Source organism: Bacillus sp. Nf3 (assembly GCF_003028545.1).
GTDB classification, from domain to species: domain Bacteria; phylum Bacillota; class Bacilli; order Bacillales; family Bacillaceae; genus Bacillus; species Bacillus safensis.
This window is the reverse complement of sequence record NZ_PYUA01000003.1, coordinates 316,693-329,441: the sequence shown is the minus strand read 5'-3', so window position 1 is coordinate 329,441 and position 12,749 is coordinate 316,693. Positions and strand designations below refer to the sequence as shown.

The window sequence follows — 12,749 nt, the reverse complement described above, 5'->3', positions numbered from 1 at the left end:
TCTACAATTCAAAAAAGTCAAAACCAATCATAGTTTTGACTTTTTTGAACGTATCGTATCTGCATAGCAGAAGCGATGTGTTATTCTTGATCCTCTTTTTCAAATGTCAAAAGACCAGCGTCGATTTCTTCTAGTGCTTTGCCTACGAATTTGTAAGACTTTGTGTTTTCAATTTGCTGATCTTGGTGGATCTGCATTTCACGTGCACGGCGTGCAGACACTGTTACAAGTGTATATTTTGAATCAAGTTTGTTCATCAATGAGTCAATTGAAGGATCTAACATGGTTTATTCTACCCCCAGCATTTTTTTATATCTTGGTGCGACTCTGTCTCTGCGCAGGTGTTCGGCAAGGACGATCGCTTTGATTCTTTCACAAGCAAGCTCGACATCATCGTTTTCAACGACATAGTCGTAAGCATCCATCATTTCAATTTCTTCTTTCGCAGCGGCCATTCGGTTTCGAATGAGCTCTTCAGATTCTGTACCGCGTGTAATGATGCGGTTTTGAAGTTCTGAAAGACTAGGCGGTGCAAGGAAAATAAAAAGACCTTCCGGGAATGCTTCTCTTACTTGAAGCGCACCTTGCACTTCAATTTCAAGGAAAACATCTTTTCCTTCGCTTAATGTCTGTTCAACATAGTCAACAGGCGTGCCGTAGTAATTCCCGACGTACTCTGCCCATTCTAACAGCTTTTTGTTTTCAATCATATGTTCAAATTCTTCCCTGGTTTTAAAGAAATAATCGACACCATTTCTTTCACCTTCACGCGGTTTGCGTGTCGTCACAGAAATAGAGTATTCAAATTTCGTATCTTCCTGGGAGAAAATGGCTTGTCTGACCGTTCCTTTTCCAACTCCCGAAGGTCCAGAGAGAACGATTAAAAGTCCTCTTTCTTTCATAATGGCGTATTACCCCTGCCCTTCATCTATGATTTCTTCTTTTACAGAAAGTCTTTGCGCGACAGTCTCAGGCTGAACGGCAGATAAGATGACATGGTCACTGTCCATAATGACAACAGCACGGGTTCTTCTTCCGTATGTAGCATCTATGAGCATGCCTCGATCTCTTGCGTCTTGTATCATTCGTTTAATCGGTGCTGATTCCGGACTGACGATCGAAATCATCCGATTCGCTGAAATGATGTTTCCAAATCCGATATTGATCAACTTTATGGTCATCTTCTTTCGTCCCCCTGTAATATAAACGTCTCTAGTCTCGCCGAAAGAGACGCACTGTAAACAGCATACACAATGACTATTCTATATTTTGCACTTGTTCTTTTATTTTTTCAATAGCACTTTTCATTTCAACCACCAGCTTTGTTAAATGGTGATGGTTCGCTTTTGATCCAATGGTGTTCACTTCACGGTTGAGCTCCTGTACAAGGAAGTCAAGTTTTCGGCCGGCAGCACCGCCTTGCAGCAAGATTTGCTGAAATTGCTGAAAGTGACTTTTTAATCTCGTAATCTCTTCTGTAATGTCGCAGCGGTCAGCAAAGATGGCAGCCTCTGTTGTCAGTCTGCTCTCGTCAAGCGCCTCTCCGATCCATTCTTGCAATCGCTGATTCAATCGTTCTTTGTACTGACTCACAACCTCTGGTGCAAAGACTTTGATTTCTTCTGTATAGGCTTCTAGTTCAGAAAGCCTCAGTTCACAGTCTTTTTGAAGTGACGCTCCCTCTTGCTCTCTCATGAAGCAAAGCTCCTTGACAGCATCCTCGCAAGCTTCCATCAGCAGCTGCTCTAGCTGTTCATTTCGGCTGGATGACTCTTCCACCTGAACGGCAAGCTCAAGCCCCAATAAGTCATGTGCATGCTGAATGCCTGAAATGTGATAGCGTTCCTCGAGATCTTTTGCGGCTTTCATGTATTCATCAAGCAGCGGCCAGTCGATCTGTAAGGACCGGCTTGCTAGTTTACCGCCTTCAATCGTGACAAACAGCTCAATTCTACCGCGCTGCACGTGACGAAGAATGATCTTTTTTAATGTATCTTCGAAATATAAAAGCGGCCTCGGCAAACGGGCATGAACCTCTTTAAAACGGTGATTGACCGATTTTAGCTCAACTGACACTGTCAGTTCTCCATCCGTTTTACTCGCTTGGCCGAATCCCGTCATACTGCGTATCATGTTAAAACACCCAATTCTTTCATATTAATAAAATGAAAAAGGTAATAGCAGACACTATTACCTCAAAATTATACCATAATGAATTATTTTTTTCTTGTCAAAAGTGATCCTGCCAGTAAAAAAGTTGGCAGTGCAGACATCCCGATGATCAGCAGCCAATCAATTGGTGAAATCGCGACCGTTTTAAAAATCGGCTGAAGGGGCGGATAATAAATGACCACAAGCATGAGTAAAAGCGATGACAAAACCGCACCGATCAAATAGAGGTTCCCAAATGGATTACGTTCAAAAATGGACCGTTCACTACGGCAGTCAAATACATGAATGAGCTGCGCCAAAACAAGCGTACTAAATGCGACAGTCTGCGCATATTGCAGGTTGTTTGGATCGCGGTGATATACAAATATAAAGGCTAAAAGGGTCGCAAGTCCAATGAGGAATCCTCGGGAGATGACCTTCCAGCCAAGCCCTCTAGCAAAAATACCCTCTTTCATATTCCGCGGCTTTCTCTTCATGACATCGCCTTCTGGCTTATCCATGCCAAGTGCCATAGCAGGTAGACCATCTGTAACAAGGTTTACCCATAAGATTTGTATAGGAACGAGCGGCAGCGGAAGCGCGAGGAGCATCGCAAACAGCATGACCAAAATTTCTCCGACATTTGATGCCAGCAAATAGCGGACAAACTTACGAATGTTTTCATAAATATTTCGGCCTTCTTTAATGGCGGATTTAATGGTCGCAAAGTTGTCGTCAAGTAAAATAAGAGAAGACGCTTCCTTGGCTACGTCTGTACCAGTGATGCCCATGGAGATACCGATATCTGCTTGTTTAATGGCAGGCGCATCATTGACCCCGTCACCTGTCATCGCCACAACGTGACCATTTTTTTGATAGGCTTTGACAATTCTCAGCTTATGCTCAGGGGAAACCCGGGCAAAGACGTATACATTTTCAGCTGTTTGCTCAAGCTCTTTGTCGCTCATCTGATCAAGCGCTTTTCCGTCGAGCACCTGTCCTTGCTTCGGTAAAAGGCTTAAGTCTTTTGCGATCGCTTTGGCCGTTTCCACGTGGTCCCCTGTAATCATGACCGTTTTAATGCCAGCATCCCGGCACTCTTTAATCGCTCGTCTGACTTCAGGACGCGGTGGATCAATCATGCCCTCTAACCCGATAAATGTTAAATCAGCTTCAGCCTGCTGTACAGAGGTGATTTTCTCTGTCAGACCGACTTTTTTATACGCAATGGCAATGGTTCTAAGCGCCTGTCTTGCTAAACCTTGAATCGCAGCTTCTGTTTCTTGCTTGTGAGTGGTTGAAAAAGAAGCTGTGCGTCCGCCGTGCATGATATGACTTGAACGATTCATTAGTACATCCGGCGCACCTTTTGCAATGACATACCGCTCTTTTTGATTTGTTTCAACGACGACTGACATCATCTTTCTTTCTGAGTCAAAAGGAAACTCCTCAATGACATGAAATCCAGCTTCGATGAATTGCTCTGTAAAACCCGCTTTACGTGCTGCGGTAAGGAGCGCTCCCTCTGTCGGATCCCCATCAAGCCTCATCTCCCCGTCTTTTTCAACGATGGTCGATGTATTACAAAGCGCCCCGTATAATAACACCTTTTGCAGGCTTGGATGCTTGTCGGCATGGACGATTTCCCCGTTTAAGGTAAAGTCACCGGATGGCTCGTAGCCTGTGCCAGAAATATTCCACGTTTTTCCCTCTGCCCACACATGGGTCACGGTCATTTTATTTTGCGTCATGGTTCCTGTTTTATCAGAGCAAATGATTGACGCGCAGCCGAGTGTTTCCACTGCCGGGAGCTTTCTGACAATCGATTTTTGTTTGATCATCCGCTGCACCCCTAGGGAAAGGGCGACAGTGACGATCGCCGGCAGTCCTTCTGGAATCGCCGCCACAGCAAGAGATACACCCGCTAGGAACATATGATACAATTCATGTCCTTGCACTACACCGAGAACAACAACGAGCACCGTTAAAAATAAAGCAGCCACAATCAGAATTTTCCCAAGCTGCTCGAGACGCCTTTGCAGCGGCGTTTCCATATTACCTGCTGCATCCAGCATGCCGGCAATTTGTCCCATTGCTGTATTCATTCCTGTACCAATGACAACCCCTACGCCGCTGCCTCTAGTGACAAGCGTCCCCATAAAGGCCATGTTCGTCAAATCACCGAGTGAAACATGGCCGCTTGAAAGTGGACTTGCGTGTTTGACTGCTGGGATTGACTCACCAGTGAGGGCGGACTCCTCAATTTCTAAGCTCTTTGTTTCTAGTAATCTAATATCTGCCCCAATCCGGTCTCCGCTTGAAAATTTCACAATATCCCCTGGCACGAGATGTTTAGACGGGATCTTGACCCATTCATTATTTCTCCTTGCATACACGTGAGGAGTTGATAATTCCTTTAACGCTTGAAGGGATTTTTCCGCCCGGCGTTCTTGATAAAAGCCGAGTACACCATTAATCAAAACAATGGCCACAATCGCAACAGCATCAATGTATTCTCCTAAAAAGGCAGAAATGATTGTTGCTGCAAGCAAGATTAACACCATGAAATCTTTAAACTGTGCTAAAAAAATGATCAGAGCCGACGCCTTTTTTCCTTCCTGCAATTCATTTGACCCGTGTTTTTCAAGCCGCTTTTGTACATCTTTTTCTGACAGTCCGTCACCTATCGATGTATTCATTGTTTTTAATAAATCGGTTTGGTTCAGTTCATGCCAATTCATTTGACCTCGTCCACTCCTCTTTTGTTCTCTCTCATATGCAGTGTTCTATAAGCCAGTTTATTCAGACTCGTCCTAAATCATGCTATAATAATAAGACTGCCTAAAGAACGAAAAAACGGAAGGTTCTTTCAGTAGATTTGTGTGAAAGAAGAGGGTGTATCCAACATGTCATTTGACGGCATTTTTACATATGGTATGACAAATGAATTGCAAAAGGCATTAACTGGCGGAAGGATTTCAAAAATCCATCAGCCATATAAACACGAGCTGATTTTTCATATTCGAGCAAACGGGAAAAATCATAAGCTCCTTTTATCGGCTCATCCGAGCTACGCGAGAGTGCAGCTCACAGAGCATCAATATGACAATCCAAGCGAACCGCCAATGTTTTGTATGCTTCTCAGAAAGCATCTTGAGGGCGGCTTCATTGAACGTTTTGAACAGATTGGATTTGACCGGGTGATCGTGCTTCATGTGCGAAGCCGAAATGAAATCGGCGATGAGCAGACGCGTAAGCTTTACATTGAAATCATGGGACGTCATAGCAACTTCATTCTTGTAGAGGATGGAACGCAGCAGATCATTGATGGTCTGAAACACCTTTCTCCATCTGTAAACAGCTATCGAACGGTGCTTCCTGGTTATGAATACCTACTGCCGCCTGCGCAGCAAAAATTGAATCCTTTTGACGTGACAAAGGATGATATTTTGAAGCATTTACGCTTTCAAGAAGGAAAGATCGCCAATCAAATTGTCGATACCTTCTCTGGGGTTTCCCCGCTGTTTGCAAAGGAAGCAGTACACCGGGCCGGTCTTGCCAATCAAGAAACGATTCCACATACACTGCTCGACATGTTCCAGCTCATTCGCATGCATTCTTTTACGCCGCAGCTTACAAGAAAAGACGGGAAAGAGTATTTCTATTTATTAGAGCTTCAGCATGTCCAAGGCGAGATGAAGACATTCGACTCACTCAGCCAGCTGCTTGACCGCTTTTATTTTGGAAAAGCTGAGAGAGACAGAGTCAAACAGCAGGCGGCTGACCTTGAACGGTTTGTCGTCAATGAAAAAAAGAAAAATGAAAACAAGCTGAAAAAGCTAAAAAGAACCCTTGAAGAATCTCAAGATGCACACAAATATCAGCTCTATGGCGAATTGTTAACAGCCAATTTATATGCGATCAAAAAAGGGGATAAAGAAGCGACTGTCATCAATTATTACGATGAAGACGGCGGAGAAATTACGATCCCGCTTAAAACAAACAAAACCCCTTCTGAAAATGCACAAGCATACTTTACAAAATATCAAAAGGCAAAAAATGCAGTAGAAGCTGTAAATGAACAAATTAAGCGAACACATGAAGAAATTGCTTATTTTGAAGAGCTGATTCAGCAGCTGTCCTCTGCTTCGCCGAAGGATTTAGAGGAAATGAGAGAAGAGCTTGTTGAAGGAAAATATTTGCGCGCCAAACAAAAGCGTCACGCCAAAAAGAAAAAACCGACGGCCATTCAGCTTGAAACGTACGAGTCTTCCGAAGGCATTCCAATTTTAGTCGGAAAAAACAACAAACAAAACGAGTATTTGACTACAAAGGCAGCTGCTCGTGATGATATTTGGCTGCATACAAAGGATATTCCTGGATCACATGTCGTCATTCGTCACCAAGCACCTGATGAACAAACGCTGCTTGAAGCGGCTCAAATCGCCGCCTACTTTTCGAAGGCAAAAGAGTCCAGCTCCGTTCCTGTCGACTATACAAAAATCCGGCATGTGAAAAAACCGAACGGAGCAAAGCCTGGCTTTGTTACGTATGATCAGCAGCAAACATTATTTGTCACGCCTGACGAAGATCTTGTGCTCAAGCTGAGAAAATAAATAAGAAAAGCCGATAAAATCCTGACATGAGGATTTATCGGCTTTTTCTTTGTCGCTTTTTTCTTTCGATGTAAAGGGCATCAAGTGCGTCAATATCCTCTTGTTCAAGCAAGGATTCAATTGCCGCCGCCAGCTGTTTTGTCCGGGCGGGGCTTGCACCGCTTGTAGAGACTGAAATCGTCACTTTTCCTGCTTTGACAACCTTCGGCACAATCACATTGCCTAGTTCTGATTGGCTCACACAATTCACGAGCTGGTGAGGCTGTACTGTTTGTGCAATCCATTCATTTACCGAAGGGTCATTTGTCGCAGCTACAATGAAAAATGCATCCTTCAAATCTTCAGCATCTACCTTCTTTTCCTTCCAATTCAATTGGTATGTATCAATGAAGTGTGCCATCTCTTCAGAAAGATTAGGACTGACAACGGTTATATGGCAAGGTTCCGTGCACAGCGCCTTTGCTCTTCTTAACGCCACAGATCCGCCGCCGGCAATGACCACTTGTTTATTGGTTAAATCAAGATGGACTGGAAGCATGGCTTTCTCCTCGGAAACGAAATGCATCGTCTTTGTTTAAAATGGTTTCTTGCACGCGTTCAATATAAGCTGCTTTAACATGCGGATGAAAGCCAATATACCGGCATACCCGGACATCTTTCAGCCGCTTTCTCGCCTGAGCGGCTTCACTTTCAATTTCTTTCATTAAAATTCCGGTAAACAGCAAGTAAGGAACGATATAGACAGGCCCATCGTCATCTGCTGATAACTGCGCGAGAACATCTCGATAATTGGGATCACATGCTGTAATAAAACACGGAAGAACCTCTGCATACGGAAGCAGACTTCGGACATCGTCTGCAATGCCAAACACATCTCGCTTCACATCCGGATCAGAGCTCCCGCGGCCAATTAAAAGAATCCGCGCCCGCTCGCCTTGATATCCTGCTTCTTCAATTCTTGCGGCAACCGATTTTGTTACTTCTTGATTCACCCCGATTGGCTTTCCATATGTGACCTTCACTTGCGGAAATCGCGCGCGCACTTTCTCAATTTCGACCGGTATATCCGATTTAGCATGCATGGCAGTTAAAAGGAGGAGCGGGACGATGGCAATGTGTGTCGCTCCTTTTTTCACACAGGCCTCAAATCCTTCTTCTATAGAAGGGTCCGTCAGCTCTAAAAAACAAATTTCTTGTATATCTGCTTTCACTAACGGCATACAGCTTTTCATAAAAGAAATGGCCTTATCTTGCGCCTCTTTTACTCGACTTCCATGCCCAACATAAAGGACAGCTTGTTTCATTCGGCTCCTCCCCCTCACTTATTTCATCAGACGAAAAGACACGATGTATGTACGTGTCTTTTCTCTATCATTCTCATTTCTCGATTAATGCGGGTTCAAACCAGTTCAGTTTTTGATGAAAATGAACGACATCTCCAACAACAATTAAACTTGGATGCTCGATCCCTTCTTTTTCAACGGTTTCAGACAGTGTCGCCACAGTGCAGCAAGTTGTCTTTTGCCTCGTCGTGGTTCCCCAGTGTATAAATGCAGCGGGTGTTTCTGGATCCCGTCCATTTTTTAAAAGCAGGCGCTGCACTCTTTCCACGTTTTTGACACCCATGTAAATCACAAGAGTATCAATCCCTGTAGCCAGCGCCTCCCACTTTTCTTCAAAATGTTCATCCTTTTGATAGTGACCCGTGACAAAAGCAACATTTGAGCTGAATTCACGGTGTGTCACAGGGATGCCCGCATAAGCAGCCGCTGCAATACCAGAAGTAATTCCTGGGACAACCTCATACGGAATTCCGTGCTCAGCTAAGCATTCGATTTCTTCACCGCCGCGGCCAAAGACAAAGGGGTCGCCGCCTTTCAGCCGAACGACAACGTTCCCTTCCTTTGCATGAGCCACAAGCGCTTCATTGATGGCTTCCTGTCTCATTGTATGATGATTTGGCAGCTTTCCGCAATAAATCAATTCCGCCTCTGGTTTGGCGTGGGCGAGAATGTCTTGATTGACAAGACGATCATATAAGATGACATCTGCCTGCTGTATCGCCTTATGGGCCTTTAATGTAATTAAATCTGGGTCTCCGGGTCCAGCACCCACAATGTATACTTTCCCCATCTTGCTTTTCTCCCCCTGCCATCAGGCGATTATTTCGTTGTTGCTTTTACATAATCAACAAGACGCTGTTTGGATTCCTCACGGGATAATTCCCCTGTATCTAAGACGAGCTCAGGCGCAGCTGGCTCTTCATATGGTGAATCGATTCCAGTGAAAAATGGAATTTCGCCGTTTCTCGCTTTTTTATATAACCCTTTTGGATCACGCTCTTCACACACGTTCAGATCACATTTGACAAACACTTCGTGAAATTCCCCATCTTCGACTAACTGTCTGACAATGTGGCGGTCTTCTTGAAATGGAGAAATAAAAGCAGTGATGACAATCGTACCTTGCTCCACAAATAATTTCGCCACTTCTCCGATTCGGCGGATGTTTTCTTTTCTGTCGTCATCTGAAAACCCTAGATCTTTATTGAGTCCGTGCCGCACGTTATCGCCATCAAGAACTGTGACTTGATAGCCTTGTTCAAACAGCTCTCTTGCAGCTGCATTTGCGATCGTTGATTTACCTGATCCGCTTAAACCTGTAAGCCAGATAATGCCGCTTTTATGATTGTTTTTCTGTTGATATTCTTTTTTTGTAATAGATGCATCATGCCACACGATATGTTCGTTGCTCATGTCATACCCTCCCTTTAAGATACCGTCGTTTTTAATCCTTCGATTAATGTTTCAATGACTTCTTTTCGGCTGAACGTGCTTGGTGGTAATTCACCGTTTCTCAGCATCGTTCGAACCTTTGTACCTGAAAGAATGACATGCTCGCTTTTGTCGTGAGGACACGTTTTTGGTGTGGCCATCGCTTCACATGTATTACAGTAGAAGCTGTGTTCAAATTTTAATGGAGTAATGCCGATTTCTTCGCTTGTAAATTGATCAAATAGTTCCTGCGCCTCGTATGTGCCGTAATAGTCACCAACACCTGCATGATCTCTTCCGACAATAAAATGGGTGCAGCCATAATTTTTACGAACAAGCGCGTGAAATATTGCTTCCTTTGGTCCAGCATAACGCATTGCAGCAGGAAAAACACCTAAAAAGACGCGGTCTTTTGGATAATAACCATTCAATAACACTTGATAGCTTTTCATTCTCACATCTGCCGGGATATCGTCAGATTTTGTTTCACCGACAAGCGGATTTAAGAATAAACCATCGACCGTTTCTAATGCTGTTTTTTGAATATATTCATGCGCACGATGAACCGGGTTTCTCGTTTGGAAACCAACAATGGTTTTCCAGCCGTTTTCTTTAAAATGACGTCTTGTTTCTTCTGGCTCATACGTAAATTGAGGGAATGGTTTTTCACTGCGTTTCGTCAGTGTAATTTTCCCGCCAATGTAAGTATCACCGCGTTCAAATAATTTTTTCACGCCTGGATGATTGCGGTCATCAGTTTTATAGATATTTACCGCTTCTTTTTCCTTATCTGGTGTATATTGATCCTCTACTTCAATGACACCATATACAGTTCCATTATAGGATAAACGTACGATATCGCCTTGATGGATTTCCGCCGCCTTTTCTTTTGTCACTGGCAGTGTAATAGGAAGAGACCAAACGACACCACTTGCTAGCCGCATACTGCTCACAACTGCTTCATAATCAGCTTTTGTTAAAAACCCTTCAATTGGACTATATCCGCCAATTGCAATGAGTTCAAGGTCTGCAAAGGAGATCGCATCTAGTTCAATTTCCTTTTCAGCTGTGCTGAGATCATATTCTTCATTTACTCGATTAATTAATACGCCACCATGTGGTGTTAAACTCATTTGTTCATCTTCCTCTCAATGTTCATATTTATTAGATGTTAATAGTAGGATTTGTAATTAAATCCCGCCGCCCTGTTCATGAATAGAGCTGCTCTCATTTTTGACTGCCTTCATTAGACTCAGTGCACCAAGTGAGGCAAGCAGTACACTCATCATGATAAAGATAGAGTAATAGTCTCCTTTTAAGAAAAGGCTCACCAGCAAATACGATAGGCTGAGTGATAAGAAGGGTGACACCACCCACACTTTCAGCATTTTTTTCACAACATGTTTGTGAAAAATGTTTGGCCCGCCTTTTGCCATTCCAAGCCCGATAATAGACGAGGAGGTGATTTGCGTAAGCGGAACAGGCAGCCCAAAAATAGAGCTGACGATGACAAGCCCGGCACCGGTACTCGAAAGTAAAATCCCTTCACCCGTTTGATAGCGGGTAATTTTCTTTCCGTTTGTTTCTAGTACCCTTCTCCCAAGCAAAAGCGCACCAAGTGCAACAAAGATCCCGCCGTAAAGAGTTCCTTGCCCGACTGACAAAACGCCTGACGCGACAAGCGGGCCGACCGCATTTGCGACATTGTTCATACCAGCTGAAAACGCCTCTAGAAATCCGCTGAGGATTAATACGACAGATAAAATAGCTGTGCCTTTTTTAGAGAGCTTCCGTTTAGGGAACATTCTGATGATTTTGACGACAGCAAAGGTAAAAAGAAAGGCGAAAATCGGGATGATCACCCAAAATGCCACAATCACTAAAATGGATTTCACAAACAATACTTTATACGCGACTGCCACACCAACCACAGCCCCTACTGTGACCTCACTTGTTGATAAAGGAATCGCCATCAGATTCGCTATGAAAAGTGATAGCGCAGCAGAACCAATGATAATACAAACGATTTCAAGTGTAATGACTGATTCTGGCATAATACCAGAGCTGATCGTTTTGACGACCTCACCGCCGCCAATCACTGAACCTGCTAAAATCCCAACTGCACAAACGCTGAGCGCATAAATGGGCTTTTGAATCGCACCTGACCCGTACGCAATGCCCATAGAAGCAGCTGCTCCGCTTGCGCCTATGTTTAAAGCAAAGAATAGACTAAATAAAATTGCGGCGATTTCCATACATTATGCTCCCTTACTCATGTAATCCGCACTCTGTCTTTGCTGTGCCTGACCATCTGCCAGAACGCAGATCATCTGCAGTAAATGCTGGTTGTGTACACGGTGCACAGCCGATACTTGGATATCCCTGGTCATGCAGCGGATTATAAGTAAGTTCCTCTCTTGATGCATATCTCCATATGTCCTTCCACGTCCAATGGATAAGCGGACATACTTTCACTGATTTGAATTTTTCATCCTTATTTAAGAAATTCGTCCCTGCTCGTTTTGGTGACTGCTCTCTTCTTAAACCGGAAAGCCATGCTGGATAACCAGATAGGGCTTCTTGCAAAGGAATGACCTTACGCATATGGCAGCAGCTTTGAGGATTTGTTTTCCATAATTGTTCACCGTGCTGCTCATTTTGCTGTTCAACCGTCAGCTCAGGCGTTTTCAGTTCAATGTCTAAACCCGGGTATCTTTCCTTTACCGCATCAATTGTGTCGTATGTTTCTTTAAAATGCAGACCTGTATCTAAAAAGACAATTTTCGCATCTTTTTTTACTTTTGCAATCAGATCAATCAGAACGATGCCCTCAATCCCAAAGCTGCACGCATATACGAGCTGGTCACCATAATGACCGTACGCCCATTTCAGTACAGACAGGGCACCTTTATACAAATCATCTTCTTGAAATGTAATGGACGGCTCTTGCCAATTTTCATAAGTTAACATGATTTCTCCCCTTCCGGAGTACAGCTCATATTGCTTTTTTCCGCACTACTTCAATCTAATTTTTTCGTTTTTTTCCACTTGAATCACTTTACCGTCCTGAACAATTAACGTAATTGAACCGAATTTCATATCCCCAATCAGTTCTTGCATATGCTTTACTAAGTCCTCATCCTGATTTTGTTTCACTTCCATCTCCTCTTCCTCCTCACCGTTAAAATAAAAAAACTTTCTTTCAGTC

14 protein-coding genes are annotated in these 12,749 nt (G+C 43.7%); 1 reads left to right on the top strand and 13 read right to left on the bottom strand.

Translation table 11 applies throughout. The annotated features are described in order from the left end of the window. Positions 1-80: 80 nt before the first annotated feature. The 5 genes from rpoZ to C9414_RS11140 all read right to left on the bottom strand — a co-directional run bounded on the left by rpoZ (position 81) and on the right by C9414_RS11140 (position 4,892). Positions 81-284 (bottom strand): DNA-directed RNA polymerase subunit omega, encoded by a 204-nt coding sequence (gene rpoZ / locus C9414_RS11160; protein ID WP_003211647.1) that lies wholly within the window; start codon positions 282-284, stop codon positions 81-83. 3 nt (positions 285-287) lie between these two features. Beyond that, entirely contained in the window at positions 288-902 is a 615-nt protein-coding gene (gene gmk, locus C9414_RS11155; RefSeq protein WP_024424214.1) for a guanylate kinase, read from the bottom strand. A 9-nt stretch (positions 903-911) separates the two neighbouring features. Continuing rightward, complete coding sequence (gene remA / locus C9414_RS11150) at positions 912-1,181, bottom strand: extracellular matrix/biofilm regulator RemA (protein WP_008344898.1); 270 nt, start codon at positions 1,179-1,181, stop codon at positions 912-914. A 76-nt stretch (positions 1,182-1,257) separates the two neighbouring features. Then, positions 1,258-2,133, bottom strand: a complete 876-nt coding sequence (locus tag C9414_RS11145; protein ID WP_107163640.1) for a YicC/YloC family endoribonuclease — start codon at positions 2,131-2,133, stop codon at positions 1,258-1,260. Between the two features lie 83 nt (positions 2,134-2,216). Next, positions 2,217-4,892 carry a calcium-translocating P-type ATPase, SERCA-type gene (locus C9414_RS11140; protein WP_047202136.1) on the bottom strand — a complete coding sequence of 892 codons (2,676 nt, stop codon included), beginning with the start codon at positions 4,890-4,892 and terminating at the stop codon, positions 2,217-2,219. 165 nt (positions 4,893-5,057) lie between these two features. Between C9414_RS11140 and C9414_RS11135 the strand changes: the two genes are divergently transcribed. Then, a complete protein-coding gene (locus C9414_RS11135; protein ID WP_047202135.1) occupies positions 5,058-6,767 on the top strand; it encodes an Rqc2 family fibronectin-binding protein in 1,710 nt (569 codons plus the stop codon). Between the two features lie 34 nt (positions 6,768-6,801). Here C9414_RS11135 and C9414_RS11130 read toward each other — a convergent pair whose 3' ends face one another. The 8 genes from C9414_RS11130 to C9414_RS11095 all read right to left on the bottom strand — a co-directional run bounded on the left by C9414_RS11130 (position 6,802) and on the right by C9414_RS11095 (position 12,661). Continuing rightward, positions 6,802-7,305 (bottom strand): precorrin-2 dehydrogenase/sirohydrochlorin ferrochelatase family protein, encoded by a 504-nt coding sequence (locus C9414_RS11130; protein WP_107163639.1) that lies wholly within the window; start codon positions 7,303-7,305, stop codon positions 6,802-6,804. Continuing rightward, positions 7,286-8,071, bottom strand: coding sequence for a sirohydrochlorin chelatase (locus tag C9414_RS11125; protein ID WP_107163638.1), 786 nt, complete (start codon positions 8,069-8,071; stop codon positions 7,286-7,288). Before C9414_RS11125 ends, C9414_RS11130 begins: the two co-directional genes overlap by 20 nt. 73 nt (positions 8,072-8,144) lie before the next feature. Beyond that, positions 8,145-8,900 (bottom strand): uroporphyrinogen-III C-methyltransferase, encoded by a 756-nt coding sequence (cobA, locus tag C9414_RS11120; RefSeq protein ID WP_047202132.1) that lies wholly within the window; start codon positions 8,898-8,900, stop codon positions 8,145-8,147. Positions 8,901-8,929: 29 nt separating this feature from the next. Further along, entirely contained in the window at positions 8,930-9,523 is a 594-nt protein-coding gene (gene cysC / locus C9414_RS11115; protein ID WP_107163637.1) for an adenylyl-sulfate kinase, read from the bottom strand. A 14-nt stretch (positions 9,524-9,537) separates the two neighbouring features. Continuing rightward, complete coding sequence (sat, locus tag C9414_RS11110; RefSeq protein ID WP_107163636.1) at positions 9,538-10,674, bottom strand: sulfate adenylyltransferase; 1,137 nt, start codon at positions 10,672-10,674, stop codon at positions 9,538-9,540. Between the two features lie 57 nt (positions 10,675-10,731). Further along, complete coding sequence (locus tag C9414_RS11105; RefSeq protein ID WP_047202130.1) at positions 10,732-11,796, bottom strand: sulfate permease; 1,065 nt, start codon at positions 11,794-11,796, stop codon at positions 10,732-10,734. A 13-nt stretch (positions 11,797-11,809) separates the two neighbouring features. Next, positions 11,810-12,511 carry a phosphoadenylyl-sulfate reductase gene (locus C9414_RS11100; protein WP_047202129.1) on the bottom strand — a complete coding sequence of 234 codons (702 nt, stop codon included), beginning with the start codon at positions 12,509-12,511 and terminating at the stop codon, positions 11,810-11,812. A gap of 45 nt (positions 12,512-12,556) precedes the next feature. Beyond that, the gene (locus C9414_RS11095; RefSeq protein ID WP_404841314.1) at positions 12,557-12,661 is read right to left on the bottom strand and encodes a DUF2292 domain-containing protein; all 105 of its coding nucleotides are present in this window, start codon (positions 12,659-12,661) and stop codon (positions 12,557-12,559) included. Positions 12,662-12,749 lie beyond the last annotated feature (88 nt).